The 14,966-nt window shown below is 71.4% G+C and carries 15 protein-coding genes and 2 pseudogenes; 14 read left to right on the forward strand and 3 right to left on the reverse strand.

The features are described 5' to 3' along the window. The coding region (locus tag ACWEN3_RS25020) for an ATP-binding protein (protein WP_452975051.1) at positions 1-554 on the reverse strand (554 nt) is incomplete at its 3' end. 202 nt (positions 555-756) lie between these two features. On the opposite strand from ACWEN3_RS25020, the gene recG reads away from it, so the two are divergent. The 9 genes and pseudogenes from recG (at position 757) to ACWEN3_RS25065 (ending at position 8,511) form a co-directional block, all read left to right on the forward strand. Further along, a complete protein-coding gene (recG, locus tag ACWEN3_RS25025; RefSeq protein ID WP_452975053.1) occupies positions 757-2,976 on the forward strand; it encodes an ATP-dependent DNA helicase RecG in 2,220 nt (739 codons plus the stop codon). Positions 2,977-3,082: 106 nt separating this feature from the next. Continuing rightward, positions 3,083-3,673 (forward strand): annotated as a pseudogene (gene rsmD, locus ACWEN3_RS25030) (16S rRNA (guanine(966)-N(2))-methyltransferase RsmD); the annotation flags it as partial. A 26-nt stretch (positions 3,674-3,699) separates the two neighbouring features. Further along, entirely contained in the window at positions 3,700-4,179 is a 480-nt protein-coding gene (gene coaD / locus ACWEN3_RS25035) for a pantetheine-phosphate adenylyltransferase (RefSeq protein WP_452975083.1), read from the forward strand. A gap of 57 nt (positions 4,180-4,236) precedes the next feature. Further along, positions 4,237-5,313 carry a cell division initiation protein gene (locus ACWEN3_RS25040; RefSeq protein WP_452975056.1) on the forward strand — a complete coding sequence of 359 codons (1,077 nt, stop codon included), beginning with the start codon at positions 4,237-4,239 and terminating at the stop codon, positions 5,311-5,313. 132 nt (positions 5,314-5,445) lie between these two features. Then, a complete protein-coding gene (locus ACWEN3_RS25045) occupies positions 5,446-6,099 on the forward strand; it encodes a YceD family protein (protein ID WP_452975059.1) in 654 nt (217 codons plus the stop codon). Positions 6,100-6,101: 2 nt separating this feature from the next. Continuing rightward, on the forward strand, positions 6,102-6,275 hold the full coding sequence (gene rpmF, locus ACWEN3_RS25050) for a 50S ribosomal protein L32 (protein WP_003951102.1): 174 nt from the start codon (positions 6,102-6,104) through the stop codon (positions 6,273-6,275). Between the two features lie 8 nt (positions 6,276-6,283). Beyond that, entirely contained in the window at positions 6,284-7,123 is an 840-nt protein-coding gene (gene rnc, locus ACWEN3_RS25055) for a ribonuclease III (RefSeq protein ID WP_452975062.1), read from the forward strand. Positions 7,124-7,205: 82 nt separating this feature from the next. Next, the gene (gene mutM, locus ACWEN3_RS25060) at positions 7,206-8,078 is read left to right on the forward strand and encodes a bifunctional DNA-formamidopyrimidine glycosylase/DNA-(apurinic or apyrimidinic site) lyase (protein ID WP_452975064.1); all 873 of its coding nucleotides are present in this window, start codon (positions 7,206-7,208) and stop codon (positions 8,076-8,078) included. 13 nt (positions 8,079-8,091) lie between these two features. After that, positions 8,092-8,511 carry a DUF6924 domain-containing protein gene (locus ACWEN3_RS25065; protein WP_452975067.1) on the forward strand — a complete coding sequence of 140 codons (420 nt, stop codon included), beginning with the start codon at positions 8,092-8,094 and terminating at the stop codon, positions 8,509-8,511. Positions 8,512-8,520: 9 nt separating this feature from the next. On the opposite strand, the gene ACWEN3_RS25070 is transcribed toward ACWEN3_RS25065, so the two are convergent. Further along, positions 8,521-8,901 carry a winged helix-turn-helix transcriptional regulator gene (locus ACWEN3_RS25070; RefSeq protein WP_452975069.1) on the reverse strand — a complete coding sequence of 127 codons (381 nt, stop codon included), beginning with the start codon at positions 8,899-8,901 and terminating at the stop codon, positions 8,521-8,523. A 118-nt stretch (positions 8,902-9,019) separates the two neighbouring features. Between ACWEN3_RS25070 and ACWEN3_RS25075 the strand changes: the two genes are divergently transcribed. Further along, positions 9,020-9,604: a flavodoxin family protein gene (locus tag ACWEN3_RS25075; RefSeq protein WP_452975072.1), complete on the forward strand. Its 585-nt coding sequence runs from the start codon at positions 9,020-9,022 to the stop codon at positions 9,602-9,604. Positions 9,605-9,767: 163 nt separating this feature from the next. Continuing rightward, a complete protein-coding gene (locus tag ACWEN3_RS25080; RefSeq protein WP_452975074.1) occupies positions 9,768-10,184 on the forward strand; it encodes an ester cyclase in 417 nt (138 codons plus the stop codon). Positions 10,185-10,244: 60 nt separating this feature from the next. Here ACWEN3_RS25080 and ACWEN3_RS25085 read toward each other — a convergent pair whose 3' ends face one another. Continuing rightward, complete coding sequence (locus ACWEN3_RS25085; RefSeq protein ID WP_452975077.1) at positions 10,245-11,375, reverse strand: CAP domain-containing protein; 1,131 nt, start codon at positions 11,373-11,375, stop codon at positions 10,245-10,247. 181 nt (positions 11,376-11,556) lie between these two features. On the opposite strand from ACWEN3_RS25085, the gene ACWEN3_RS25090 reads away from it, so the two are divergent. The 3 genes and pseudogenes from ACWEN3_RS25090 to ACWEN3_RS25100 all read left to right on the forward strand — a co-directional run. Further along, positions 11,557-11,838, forward strand: a complete 282-nt coding sequence (locus ACWEN3_RS25090) for an acylphosphatase (protein WP_452975079.1) — start codon at positions 11,557-11,559, stop codon at positions 11,836-11,838. A 383-nt stretch (positions 11,839-12,221) separates the two neighbouring features. After that, positions 12,222-12,425, forward strand: coding sequence for a hypothetical protein (locus ACWEN3_RS25095; RefSeq protein ID WP_359061453.1), 204 nt, complete (start codon positions 12,222-12,224; stop codon positions 12,423-12,425). A 248-nt stretch (positions 12,426-12,673) separates the two neighbouring features. Further along, positions 12,674-14,944: pseudogene (locus ACWEN3_RS25100) on the forward strand (chromosome segregation SMC family protein); the annotation flags it as partial. Positions 14,945-14,966: the final 22 nt, after the last annotated feature.

Here is a 14,966-nt window from a genome sequence, read left to right on the forward strand (position 1 = left end):
ACCCCCACGGGCCGACCCGGGGAGCGGCTGTGTGCCCGGAAGCCGGCGGGCGGCCCCACTCCGCCCGTCCGCACGGTGTACGAGCCGTCGTCGCGCGCCGTCCACTCCACCGGCGGCGCGTCCGGCGTACGGGCGCTGCGGCTGACCACCCGGATCCGCTCGGCGACGACGAAGCAGGCGAGCAGGCCGATGCCGAACTGGCCGAGGAAGCCGGACCGGGCTTCCTGCAGGCCCTCGGCCCGCTTGGAGCTGCGCCCGATGGTCGCCAGCAGGTCGTGCACGTCCGCCTCGGTGAGCCCGACGCCGCTGTCCTCCACGCGCAGACCGCCGTCCGCCGTGTGCAGCCGGACCAGGGCCGGGGCGTCCGGCTGCTCGGCCCGCCGGGCGGTGACGGCGTCCACGGCGTTCTGCAGCAGCTCGCGCAGATAGACCTTGGGGCTGGAGTAGAGGTGATGGGAGAGCAGGTCCACCAGACCGCGCAGGTCGACCTGGAACGTGTGAGGTGGGTGAGGTGACTGGGATGCCTGGGATGACTGCGAGGTCTGGGAGTCCATCGTCACTGCGCCGGTGGGGGAGTGCGTACGGCGCGGGGTCGGGCGGTCCCCCTGTCGAGGCGGTGACCGCGGAAGGATGGCCGGAGCGCGCCATCCTAGGGCCGGAGCATCCCATCTGACCAGGGGTTTCCCGGATGTATACGCCACCTTGGGACGAATCCGCAGGGCAGCGTCTACGGCATTGTCACTGGCGTGGTGTGCAATGGATCTCGTGCCCGCACTGGAAGAACCACTGAACCAGCCACTGAAGTCAGTGCTCGGCCCCGCCACCGCGAAGGTGATGGCCGAGCATCTCGGCCTGCACTCCGTCGGCGACCTCCTGCACCACTACCCGCGCAGATACGAGGAGCGCGGCCAGCTCACCCACCTGGCCGACCTCCCCATGGACGAGCACGTCACGGTGGTCGCCCAGGTCGCCGACGCCCGCCTGCACACCTTCGCCTCGGCCAAGGCGCCCCGGGGCAAGGGCCAGCGCCTCGAGGTCACCATCACCGACGGCAGCGGCCGGCTCCAGCTGGTCTTCTTCGGCAACGGCGTGCACAAGCCGCACAAGGAACTGCTGCCGGGCACGCGCGCGATGTTCGCCGGCCGGGTCTCCGTCTTCAACCGCCGCCTCCAACTCGCCCATCCCGCCTACGAGTTGCTGCGAGGCGACAGTGACGAGACCGTCGAGACCTGGGCCGGCGCCCTGATCCCCCTCTACCCGGCCACCGCCAAACTGGAGTCCTGGAAGATCGGCAAGGCGGTCCAGACGGTCCTGCCGGCCGCCCAGGAGGCGCTGGACCCGCTGCCGCCCGCCCTGTGCGAGGGCCGCGGTCTGCTCCCCCTCCCCGAGGCCCTGCTCAAGATCCACCGCCCGCACACCAAGGCCGACGTCGCCGACGCCCGCGCCCGCCTGAAGTGGGACGAGGCCTTCGTGCTCCAGGTCGCCCTGGCCCGCCGCCGGCACGCCGACAGCCAGCTCCCGGCGGTCCCCCGCACACCCAGGGCCGACGGCCTCCTCACCGCCTTCGACGACCGGCTGCCCTTCACCCTCACCGACGGTCAGCAGAAGGTCTCCCAGGAGATCTTCGGCGACCTGGCCGCCACCCACCCGATGCACCGCCTGCTCCAGGGCGAGGTGGGGTCGGGCAAGACGATGGTGGCCCTCCGCGCCATGCTCGCCGTGGTCGACGCGGGCGGTCAGGCCGCCATGCTCGCCCCCACCGAGGTCCTCGCCCAGCAGCACCACCGCTCGGTCACCGAGATGATGGGCGAGCTGGCCGAGGGCGGCATGCTGGGCGGCGCCGAGCACGCCACCAAGGTGGTCCTGCTCACCGGCTCGATGGGCGCGGCGGCCCGCCGCCAGGCCCTGCTGGACCTGGTCACCGGCGAGGCCGGCATCGTCATCGGCACGCACGCCCTGATCGAGGACAAGGTCCAGTTCCACGACCTCGGCCTGGTCGTCGTCGACGAACAGCACCGCTTCGGCGTCGAACAGCGCGACGCCCTGCGCGGCAAGGGCAAGCAGCCCCCGCACCTCCTCGTCATGACGGCGACCCCGATCCCGCGCACGGTCGCGATGACCGTCTTCGGCGACCTGGAGACCTCGGTCCTCGACCAGCTCCCCGCCGGCCGCTCCCCGATCGCCACCCATGTCGTCCCGGCCGCCGACAAGCCCCACTTCCTCGCCCGCGCCTGGGAGCGGGTGCGCGAGGAGGTGGCGAACGGCCACCAGGCGTACGTCGTCTGCCCCCGCATCGGGGACGAGGAGGACGACCCCAAGAAGGCCGGCGGGAAGAAGTCGCCCGAGGACGAGGCCGAGAAGCGCCCCCCGCTCGCGGTCCTCGACGTGGCGGACCACCTGGGCAAGGGCCCTCTCCAGGGGCTCCGGGTCGAGGTGCTGCACGGCCGGATGCACCCGGACGACAAGGACGCGGTGATGCGCCGCTTCGCCGCGGGCGAGGCCGACGTCCTGGTCGCCACCACGGTCATCGAGGTCGGCGTCAACGTCCCCAACGCCACGGCCATGGTGATCATGGACGCCGACCGCTTCGGCGTCTCCCAGCTCCACCAGCTGCGCGGCCGGGTCGGCCGTGGCTCGGCCCCCGGACTGTGCCTGCTGGTCAGTGAGATGCCCGAGGCGAGCGCCGCCCGCCAGCGTCTGAACGCGGTCGCCGCCACCCTGGACGGCTTCGAGCTCTCCCGCATCGACCTCGAACAGCGCCGCGAGGGCGACGTCCTCGGCCAGGCCCAGTCCGGTGCCCGCTCCAGCCTCCGGGTCCTCGCGGTCATCGAGGACGAGGAGGTCATCGCGGAGGCCCGGGAGGAGGCCGCGGCCCTGGTGGCGGCCGACCCCGAGCTGACCGGCCTCCCGGGCCTGCGGACGGCTCTGGACGCCCTCCTGGACGAGGAGAGGGAGCAGTACCTGGAAAAGGGGTGAGGCGCCCCGCCTCCGGGGGCGCGAGGCCGTATGGACCATGCGGCTACCGCCTCGCGGACGCGACCAGCCACAATGAACGGGACAGCCGTCCACGAAGAAGGACTCCCACATGACCCGCGTGATCGCCGGCCGGGCCGGCGGACGGCGCCTCGCAGTACCACCCGGCACCGGCACCCGGCCGACCTCCGACCGCGCACGCGAGGGCCTCTTCTCCACCTGGCAGTCCCTGCTGGGCGGCCCCCTGGACGGCGAACGCGTCCTCGATCTCTACGCCGGCTCGGGCGCCGTGGGCCTGGAGGCCCTCTCCCGGGGCGCGGGCCACGCGCTCCTCGTCGAGGCGGACCCGAGAGCGGCCCGCACGGTCCGGGAGAACGTGCGAAACCTCGGCCTCCCCGGCGCCGAGGCGAGAGCGGGCAAAGCGGAACAAGTCATCAGGACGGCACCCCCCGCGCAGCCGTACGACCTCGTCTTCCTCGACCCCCCGTACGCCGTCACGGACGACGATCTTCGCGAGATTCTCCTCACACTCCGCTCGTTGGGCTGGCTCGCGAAGGACGCCCTCGTCACCGTGGAGCGCAGCACCAGAGGCGGCGAATTCCGGTGGCCGGACGGCTTCGAGGCGATCCGGTCCCGTCGCTACGGCGAGGGAACGTTTTGGTACGGTCGCGCCGCCTCTACGTGCGAAGACGCACGATGACCGGACCGGAGAGCGAGGGATCACAAGTGCGCCGCGCCGTCTGTCCCGGGTCGTTCGACCCGATCACCAACGGACATCTCGACATCATCGCCCGAGCCTCCCGCCTGTACGACGAGGTCTACGTCGCGGTGATGATCAACCAGGCCAAGAAGGGCCTGTTCGACATCGAGGAGCGGATCGAGCTGATCCGCGAGGTCACCTCCGACTGCGCCAACGTCCGCGTCGAGGCCTTCCACGGCCTCCTCGTCGACTTCTGCAAGCAGCGCGACATCCCCGCGATCGTCAAGGGCCTGCGCGCGGTCAGCGACTTCGACTACGAGCTGCAGATGGCCCAGATGAACAACGGCCTGACCGGCGTCGAGACGCTGTTCGTGCCCACCAACCCCACCTACAGCTTCCTGTCCTCCTCGCTCGTCAAGGAGGTCGCGGCCTGGGGCGGCGACGTCTCCCATCTGGTGCCGGCCCAGGTCCTCGAGGCCCTGAACCAGCGCCTCCGCAAGGGCTGATGGGACTACAGTCGTCCCGTCCGTCTCCATCCCGGCTGTAGAGAGTGGCGAGCACAGGTGGACGTCCAGAAGAAGCTCGACGAGATCGTCTCCGCGGTCTCCGGTGCCCGGGCCATGCCCATGTCGGCGTCGTGCGTGATCAACCGCGCCGAGCTGCTCGCGATGCTGGAAGAGGTGCGCCAGGCCCTGCCCGGCTCCCTCGCGCAGGCGCAGGAGCTCATCGGTGACCGCGAGCAGATGGTGGAGCAGGCGCGGCTGGAGGCCGATCGGATCATCGAGCACGCGCACGCCCAGCGCGGCTCGCTGATCTCCGACACCGAGATCGCCCGCCGCTCCCAGGGCGAGGCCGACCGGATCCTCGCCGAGGCCGCCAAGGAGGCCGAGGAGGTCCGCGCCGACGCCGACGACTACGTCGACTCCAAGCTCGCCAACTTCGAGGTCGTCCTCACCAAGACCCTCGGCTCGGTCGGCCGCGGCCGGGAGAAGCTGCTCGGCACCGGCCCCGGCCTGGACGAGAACGGCTACGAGGACGAGGACGCCCCCGAGCGCAGCCAGGACCCGGAGACCCTGCGCCACAACGCCGACGCGTACGTGGACGCCAAGCTGGGCGCCTTCGAGGCGGTCCTCGCCAAGACGCTGGAGGCCGTCGGCCGCGGCCGGCAGAAGCTGCACGGCCGGATCGCCACGGACGACCTCGGCGCCCTCGCCGACGACACCACGACCTTCCAGCACTCCAGCGACGCCGACTACCTCGCCGACCTCGCGGCCCTCGCGGAGCAGGACGCCCCGGCCGAGCAGCCGCAGCAGCCGTCGTACGACCCGACGTATGCGCCGGCCGCGGGCTACGCCCCGGCGGCCGCCGCCCCCGTCGACCAGCAGCCGGACCCGTACGCCGCCTTCCCGCAGCAGCCCGCCTACGGCCAGCAGGATCCGTACGGCTACCAGCAGGCCGACCCGTACGCCGCCTACCAGGGCTCGTACGACCCCCAGCAGGCCGCCTACGACGCGCACCAGGCCCACCAGGCCGTCCAGCAGACCCAGCAGGGGTACGCCCTGGACGAGACCAGCCTCTTCGACACCGGCATGATCAGCGCGGAGCAGTTGCGCGCGTACGAGCAGGGCCGCGGTCTGTAGCGACGGCCCCGATTGGGTCCTGAGCGAAAGGTCCAGTATCCTGGCTCTTCGGTCGCGCGTACGTCCGCGATCACCGCTGCCCGAAGACACCGACGGGCGGCGTCCCTCCGAGTTCGTAGATCGAAAGCAGGAATGGCTCCCAACGCCCGCCTCGACCACCGCAACCCCCTCGTGATCGACACACACGAGCTGGGTCGGCGTCCTGGTGCGCTGCAGCGCCTGACCCGCGAGATCGACGCCCCCAGGGATCTCGGCATCCAGGGAGTCGTCGGAGTGCCGGAAGGCACCCCGATGGAGCTCGACCTCCGGCTCGAGTCGGTCATGGAAGGTGTGCTTGTCACAGGCACCGCCCGTGCAACGGCCGAGGGGGAGTGCGTAAGGTGTCTGGAGCCGGTCGAGCTCGAGCTCGATGCGGACTTCCAGGAGATGTTCTCGTACCCTGACGCCGACGACCGGGGCCGTGTGATCGCGGAACCGGGCGACGACGCCGAGGACGACGAGGACAGGCTCTTCATCGAGGACGGTCTGATCGACCTCGAGCCTGTGCTGCGCGATGCGGTGGTGCTCGCACTGCCGATGCAGCCGGTGTGCCAGGAAGACTGCCCGGGCTTGTGCTCCGAGTGCGGAGTGCGGCTCGCGGACGACCCGGACCACCACCACGACGCCGTCGACATCCGTTGGGCGGCTTTGCAGGGACTCGCCGGATCCATGACGGACGGCGAGAAGGACGAGATGAGCGGCGGCGCGCCTCAGTCAGCACGCGCCGACGAGAAGCAGGAGAAGTAGCCGTGGCTGTTCCGAAGCGGAAGATGTCGCGCAGCAACACGCGCCACCGCCGGTCGCAGTGGAAGGCTGCGGTCCCCACCCTGGTTGCGTGCGAGCGCTGCCACGAGCCCAAGCAGCAGCACATTGCGTGCCCGTCTTGTGGCACCTACAACAAGCGCCAGGTCCTCGAAGTCTGAGCGGGCTGGTGAGAGGCACTGTGTCCAGTCCCAAGAAGGCGGAAGACGCCAAGGCGGACGCACCCGCCAAGAAGAAGGCGGACAACCAGGCCTCGTCCCACACGCTTCTGGAAGGGCGGCTCGGCTACCAGGTCGAGTCCGCCCTTCTGGTGCGCGCGCTGACCCACCGTTCCTACGCGTACGAGAACGGCGGTCTGCCGACGAACGAGCGGCTGGAGTTCCTCGGGGACTCCGTGCTCGGTCTCGTCGTCACGGACACGCTGTACCGCACCCACCCCGACCTGCCCGAAGGCCAACTGGCCAAGCTGCGGGCCGCGGTGGTCAACTCGCGTGCGCTGGCGGAGGTCGGCCGTGGCCTCGACCTGGGCGCCTTCATCCGGCTCGGCCGTGGTGAAGAGGGCACGGGCGGCCGGGACAAGGCATCCATCCTCGCCGACACCCTGGAAGCGGTGATCGGCGCGGTCTATCTCGACCAGGGCCTCGACGCGGCCTCCGAACTGGTGCACCGCCTGTTCGACCCGCTGATCGAGAAGTCCTCCAATCTCGGCGCCGGCCTGGACTGGAAGACGTCCCTGCAGGAGCTGACCGCGATCGAGGGGCTCGGCGTGCCCGAGTACCTGGTCACGGAGACCGGCCCCGACCACGAGAAGATCTTCACTGCTGCCGCCCGCGTCGGAGGCGTCTCGTACGGCACCGGCACCGGCCGCAGCAAGAAGGAGGCGGAGCAGCAGGCCGCCGAGTCCGCCTGGCGGTCCATCCGGGCCGCCGCGGACGAGCGCGCCAAGGCGGCCAAGAAGGCCGCCGAGGAAGCTGCCAGGAACGACGACACGTCGTCCGCCACCGCCTGACGAAGCACGACCGAAGCGCCCGCCCGGAGTCCGCCTTCCGAGCGGGCGTTCGGCTCATCCACCGGACCGTACGGGGGTCGCGATGCCCGAGTTGCCCGAGGTCGAGGTCGTGCGGCGCGGCCTCGCGCGGTGGGTCGCCCACCGCACCGTCGCCGAGACCGAGGTGCTGCACCCGCGCGCCGTGCGCCGGCACGTGGCCGGTCCCGACGACTTCGCGCACCGGCTCAAGGGCCACCACATCGGCACCCCCAGCCGGCGCGGCAAGTACCTGTGGCTGCCGCTGGAGGAGACGAACCAGTCGGTCCTCGCGCACCTCGGGATGAGCGGGCAGCTGCTGGTGCAGCCGCACGAGGCGCCGGACGAGAAGCACCTGCGCATCCGGATCCGGTTCGCCGACGGCCTCGGCACCGAACTCCGCTTCGTCGACCAACGCACCTTCGGCGGGCTGTCGTTGCACGACAACACCCCCGACGGCCTACCCGACGTCATCGCGCACATCGCCCGCGACCCCCTCGATCCGCTGTTCGACGACGACGCCTTCCACCAGGCGCTGCGCCGCAAGCGCACCACCATCAAACGGGCCCTGCTGGACCAGTCGCTGATCAGCGGGGTCGGCAACATCTACGCGGACGAGGCGCTGTGGCGCGCCCGTATCCACTACGAGCGCCCGACCGCGAACCTCACCCGGCCGGTCTCCGCCGAACTCCTCGGCCATGTGCGGGACGTGATGAACGCGGCCCTCGCCGTCGGCGGGACCAGCTTCGACAGCCTGTACGTCAACGTCAACGGCGAGTCGGGCTACTTCGACCGTTCGCTGGACGCCTACGGCCGTGAGGGCGAGCCCTGCCGGCGCTGTGGCACCCCCGTCCGCCGCCGCCCCTGGATGAACCGTTCCAGCTACTTCTGCCCGACGTGCCAGCGTCCGCCGCGGGCCCGTGCCGCCGGCCGGAGCTGAGAGGAACACGCGTATGGCCCTGCCCGGACAGGACGAGTTCTCGCTGGTCCTGCGCACCGACTTCTCCGACGACTCGGTCTGGGAGGCGGTGTGCGCCGAGCTCGAAGCGGCGGAGGAGTTCTCGACGGCGATCCTCCTGAGCGATCCCCGGTTCGCCGGGGTGACCGTCCAGGCGCTGGTCGACGAGGACGCCGCCGCCGACGAGGACGAGAAGGTCTTCTACGTGTTCCTCGCGGACACGGCCACCATGACGGACGCGGAGCACCGTCTCCTGGCCGTCGATCTCGCCGACGAGCCGGGCCGGACCTTCCGGGTCCCGCCCCGCTGGTTCTCCGACATCTCCGTCAACCTGGGCATAGCGAACATGGACTTCGCCGAGTTCGCGGACTCCGTCGACGCTTCCGGCACCTACCGGGGCTTCGGCGACGGCTGACCGCCCCGCCTAGGCCGGTTCCCGGGTGTCGTACGCCTCGCGGGCCGCCAGGACCTCGTCCATGGACCCCTCCACGCAGTGGATCAGCGCCAGCAGCCGCTGGGCGACCTGGCGGCCGAGCGGGGTCAGTTCGTAGTCCACGCGGGGCGGGTTCGTCGGCTGTGCCTCGCGGTGCACCAGGCCGTCCCGCTCCAGGGAGTGCAGGGTCTGGGAGAGCATCTTCTCGCTCACCCCGTCGACGCGGCGGCGCAGTTCGTTGAAGCGCAGCGAGCCCTCGTACAGCGCGCCGAGCGTCAGTCCGCCCCAGCGTCCCGTGACGTGCTCCAGCGTCCCGCGCGACGGGCAGGCCTTGGCGAAGACGTTGTAGGCGAGGTCCTCGGGATCCTCCATGCGGGCGCTCATACCGGAGAGGGTACGCGCATGCAGCGCTAACCACCAGGTTGCACTAACTAGAAGTTAGTGCTTTCCTGTGGTCACTGCTTTCGAGCTGCCTTTCCGAGGAGCACCCATGACTTCCCCTGTCGTTTCCATCGCCTACCACTCCGGTTACGGCATCACCGCCGTCCTCGCCGAGGCCGTCCGCGCCGGTGCCGCGGACGCGGGCGCCGAGGTGCACCTGATCAAGGTCGACGAGATCACCGAGGAGCAGTGGGCGACGCTGGACCGCTCCGACGCGATCGTCTTCGGCTCGCCCACCTACATGGGCACCGCCTCCGGCGCCTTCCATGTCTTCGCCGAGGCGACCTCCAAGCGCTGGTTCGGCCTGGACTGGCAGGACAAGCTGGCCGCCGGCTTCACCAACTCGGGCTCCAAGAGCGGCGACAAGCTGCACACCCTGCAGTTCTTCCAGATCCTCGCCGCCCAGCACGGCATGCACTGGGTCAACCTCGGCCTGCACCCGGGCTGGAACACCACCGCCGCCTCGGAGAACGACCTCAACCGCCTCGGCTTCTTCACCGGCGCCGCCGCCCAGACCCACAACGACCAGGGTCCCGAGGGCGTGCACAAGGCGGACGTCGCCACGGCCGAGCACCTGGGCCGCCGGGTGACCGAGACGGCGAGGACGTTCACCCTGGGCCGCGCCGCCGCGTAGCCCCCGGGCCGCCATGGACTTGCGCTGAGGGGCGACAGCCGGAGCCTGCCGCGCAGACATGCTGGGGGCGGGGGGCCGGTGTACGGTCGCAATACGGCGTACGTGTGTGGATCCCACAGCCGACGGACGGGCCGGTGACCGACACGCGCCCGGGGAGTTGCCCATGTCTCAGCAAACCAACATCGCCGCGCAGACCGCCTTCGGCGAGGCCGTCGTCACCGGCAACCTCGACGCTCTGGACGAGATCGTCGCACCCGGCTCCGTCGACCATGATCCCGCCTCCGGGCAGGGGCCCGGGCCGGATGGCTACAAGGCCATGTTCGGCGAGTTGCGAACGGCCTTCCCCGACCTGCACCTCGACGTGGAGCATCTGGTGGCCACCGACGACGAGTTGGCCTTCGCCTACACCATCACCGGGACGCATCTGGGACCGCTGATGGGGCAGCCGGCGACCGGCAGGAAGGTGAGTTACCGGGGCATGCAGATCAGCCGCTTCGACCGCGACGGCAAGCTCGTCGAACGCTGGGGCAGCAGCGACGAACTCGGCATGCTGCGCCAACTCGGCCTCGCCGAGGAGTGACCCCGCGGGCGGGGTCACCCGGCCCTGGCGGGGTCTCGGCCCCCCTGACCTGCGGCTGCCTCAGTAGCCGAAGTCCTGCGTCCACCAAGGGCCGCCCGGGCCGAGGTGGGCGCCGACGCCGAGGGTCTTGAAGTCGCAGTTCAGGATGTTGGCGCGGTGGCCGGGGCTGTTCATCCAGGCGTCCATCACGGCCGCCGCGTCGGCCTGGCCGCGCGCTATGTTCTCGCCCCCGAGATTGGTGATGCCGGCCGCCGCGGCCCGGTCCCACGGCGTCCTGCCGTCCGGGTCGGTGTGGTCGAAGAAGTCCCGCGCGGCCATGTCGTCACTGAACGTCTCGGCCAGCTTGGTCAGCGAGGGGCTCGCGGTCAGCGCGCTGCAGCCGACCTTCGCCCGCTCCTGGTTCACCAGCTTGAGCACCTCGGCCTCGACGGCGGCCCGCGGCGACGTCGTCACCGGCGCGGAACTGGCCGAGGGCGCCTCGGTCGCCGTACGGCGTGACGGGCTGGGCTTCGCCGTGGACGGGGTGGTCCTGGGTGCGGGCGGGGTGGTCTTCGGCCCGGCGTGCTGCTGGGCGGCCGCCGTCTTGGAGGGGGCCGGCGTGGGCGAGGCCGCGTCCGACGTCGAGGGGGACGCCGACGGGCCGGCGGGGGACGCCGTGCGCTCGGTGTCCCGGCTGGTGCCGCCATCGCCGGTGCGGGCGTCGGCGCTGCCCGAGGTGCCGCCCTGCGCGGTGGCCGTGTTGCTGGGCAGGCCCCCGGCCTGCACCTGGTCGCCGCCGGTGGTGTGCGTGCCGCCGCCGAACCGGTAGTTCTGCAGGCCCGGGACGACGCCCGTGGCCACCGCGGCCGTGCCGAGCGCGACCGCCGCGGACACCCCGAGCAGGCCCGTGCGCACCGGCTTCGGGGGCTTCTTCCGGCGCCGGCGGCCGTGGGAGGGACCGTCGTCCGGGGTGAATCCGCCCCCGGGAGCACCACGGCGGTCGTCCGCCGCGAAGAGATAGGCCTGCGCCCTGGCGTTCGCCTCGGCGTAGGCCTCGGGGTTCAGATAGGGCGCTATGCCCATGGGTGTCTGCCTGCCCGCGGCCGGGTACCGCGGATCGTGGCCGCCGGTGGCGGAGCGGTACGTGGGCGTACTCCCCGTGTCGTTGCCCGTGGCGGCGCGGTCGGCGGTGGAGCGTCGGTGGCGTCCCATCTCGCAGTCCTCTTCCTCGTCGTCGTGGTCGCCCCGGTGGCTGCCGCCCGGTAAGTCCCCCTGGCCGACCCGACTCACTCGAACGAGTGAGTTTCATATGAGATTCATTGGGTGGGGACGGTACCGCATGCCGCCGCGGGCGGACGTGTCCCGAGCGACATCGGCCGGTTAGGTTGCATCCATGAGCGAGGATGTTCGACTGGTCGCCTGGGTACGCGGACGTGTGCAAGGTGTGGGTTTCCGCTGGTTCACGCGCGCCAAGGCGCTGGAGATCGGCGGCCTGAGTGGTTTTGCTCTCAATCTGGCCGACGGCCGGGTCCAGGTGGTCGCGGAGGGATCACGCGAGGGCTGCGAGGGTCTGCTCGGCTGGCTCCAGGGCGACGACACGCCCGGACGTGTGGACGGTGTCACCGAGATCTGGGACACACCCCGCGGCGGCTACGACGGGTTCGCGGTTCGGTGAGCCGGTTTCCGTAAAGTCCCGCAGGCCGGAGCGCCGGCCGCTGCCAAGGGCACATGCGGAGAGCAGAAACGACCTGGTGGTTGCCAAGAACGGTGTGGCGTGGCAGGCTCCGCTGGTACAGCTGATCGCCACGCCCTGAGGGCCCCGGATGACTCGCAGCGCCGCCGCCTTCCCGGCCGCGCGCCCCGGTTCGCCCGCCAATACAGGGCGTGATCGTGTTGACCGTCAAACTTTTTGGTGAGACGCTGAAAGCCCCGCGCACCTTAGCTGTTTGGCATGGAGCAACAGCAGAGCAACACTCGAATGTGCCAAGCACCGCGGGTGCGAATCCCTCACGACCCACACCGCATCGGTCGGTCACTCAGTGTGGAGGACCATCCATCATGGCAAAGGCGCTTCTCGGTTACGTCGGCGGCTCCGACCCTCGACTCCTCGCCGAGATGCGACGGCTGCAGCAGCGCGTCCAGGACCTGGAGTCCGAGCTGGTACGGATCCAGGCGGAGAACGACGAGCTGACGGCTGCCGCCTCTCAGGACAGGATCATGGAGAGCATCGACGCACACCAGGCGGAGCCTGCGCTCACCTGATCGCTGCATCATCGCTCCACAACAGCGGAAGCAGCGGTTGGGCAGCCCGTATCAACCGCTCAGTTGATCGGACGGCTGGAACCCAGTCGTCAGAGTTGCAAGGGACGCTTCGGCGTCCCTTCTTTCTTTCCCCCGCGCATCCTTTCACCCTCTTTAACGTGTGGTGTGCCCTGCATGTTCAATGGCGAAACCGTGGGGTTGCGAGTGTTCGTGGAGTGAGATAGCGGCGCCGGGTAGAGTCCAGCGGCGTGCACCTCAAGGCCCTGACCCTGCGCGGGTTCAAGTCGTTCGCGTCAGCGACCACGCTCCGGTTCGAACCGGGGATCACGTGCGTCGTCGGACCGAACGGCTCGGGCAAGTCCAACGTCGTGGACGCGCTCAGCTGGGTCATGGGCGAGCAGGGCGCCAAGTCGCTGCGCGGCGGCAAGATGGAGGACGTCATCTTCGCCGGCACCACCGGCCGCCCGCCGCTGGGCCGCGCCGAGGTGTCCCTGACCATCGACAACTCCGACGGTGCACTGCCCATCGAGTACGCCGAGGTCACCATCACGCGGATCATGTTCCGCAACGGCGGCAGCGAGTACCAGATCAACGGCGACACCTGCCGTCTCCTGGACATCCAGGAACTCCTCTCCGACTCCGGCATCGGCCGCGAGATGCACGTCATCGTCGGGCAGGGCCAGCTCGACTCCGTGCTGCACGCCGACCCGATGGGCCGCCGCGCCTTCATCGAGGAGGCCGCCGGCGTCCTCAAGCACCGCAAGCGCAAGGAGAAGGCGCTCCGGAAACTGGACGCGATGCAGGCCAACCTCGCGCGCGTGCAGGACCTGACGGACGAACTGCGCCGCCAGCTGAAGCCGCTGGGCCGCCAGGCGGCGGTGGCGAGAAGGGCCGCCGTCATCCAGGCGGACCTCCGCGACGCCCGCCTGCGGCTGCTCGCCGACGACCTCGTACGCCTGCGGGAGGCCCTGAAGGCCGAGGTCGCCGACGAGGCCGCGCTGAAGGAGCGCAAGGAGACCGCCGAGCGGGAGCTGAGGAAGGCGCTCCAGCGAGAGGGCCTGCTGGAGGACGAGGTACGGCGGCTCACCCCCCGTCTCCAGCGCGCCCAGCAGACCTGGTACGAGCTGTCCCAGCTGGCCGAGCGGGTGCGCGGCACCGTCTCGCTGGCCGACGCCCGGGTGAAGAGCGCCACCTCCGCGCCGCCCGAGGAACGCCGGGGCCGCGACCCCGAGGACCTGGAGCGCGAGGCCGCCCGCGTCCGCGAGCAGGAGGCCGAGCTGGAGGCCGCGCTGGAGGCGGCCCAGCGCGCCCTGGAGGACACGGTCGCCCACCGTGCCGAACTGGAGCGGGAACTGGCCGTCGAGGAGCGCCGGCTCAAGGACGTGGCCCGGGCCATCGCCGACCGCCGCGAGGGTCTGGCCCGGCTCTCCGGGCAGGTCAACGCGGCCCGCTCGCGCGCCGCCTCCGCCCAGGCCGAGATCGACCGGCTGGCCGCGGCCCGCGACGAGGCCCAGGAGCGCGCGGTGCGCGCGCAGGAGGAGTACGAGGCCCTGCAGGCCGAGGTCGACGGCCTCGACGCCGACGACGCCGAACTCGCCGAGCGGCATGACGCTGCCAAGCGCCGGCTCGTGGAGTCGGAGGCCGCGTTCGGCGCCGCCCGGGAGGCCCTCACCGCGGCCGAGCGCAGGCGCGCCGCGACCCAGGCCCGCCAGGAGGCACTGGCCCTGGGCCTCAGGCGCAAGGACGGCACCGGGATACTCCTCGCGGCACGGGACCGGCTCACCGGGGTCCTGGGCCCGGCGGCGGAGCTGCTCACGGTGACCCCCGGTCACGAGGTCGCGCTCGCCGCCGCCTTCGGCGCCGCCGCGGACGCCATCGCCGTCACCACCCCGTCGGCGGCGGCCGACGCCCTCCGCCTCCTCCGCAAACAGGACGGCGGCCGAGCGGCCCTTCTCCTGACAGGCCAGGGGGACGCGGGAAACGGCGCGCCCAGCCACGACGCGCCCGCGGACGGCCCCCCACCCGCCTCGGCACCCCAGCACCACGCACCCCAGGACAACACACCCGCCGACGGCCTCGCCCCCCTCCCCGCCGAGCGTCTCGTCCGTGCTCCCGCCGAGCTGATGCCCGTCGTGCGCCGGCTGCTGCGCGGGATCGTCGTCGTCGGCACGCTGGAGGACGCCGAGGATCTCGTCGACGCGCACCCGGAGCTGACGGCGGTGACCGCCGAGGGCGATCTGCTCGGCGCCCACTTCGCCCAGGGCGGGTCCGCCGGGGCGCCCAGCCTGCTGGAGGTGCAGGCCTCCGTGGACGAGGCCGCCGCCGAGCTGGCCGAGCTGGCGGTGCGCTGCGAGGAACTGGCCGAGGAGCAGGGGACGGCGGCCGAGCGGCGCACGGAGGCGGCCGCGCTGGTGGAGGAGCTGGGGGAGCGGCGCCGGGCCGCCGACCGGGAGAAGTCGTCCGTGGCCCAGCAGCTCGGCCGGCTCGCCAGGTCTGGGTGTGGGGACCGAGGCGGAGCAGGGTGAAGCTGGTGTTGTCGCT

This window comes from Streptomyces sp. NPDC004561 (assembly GCF_053602155.1).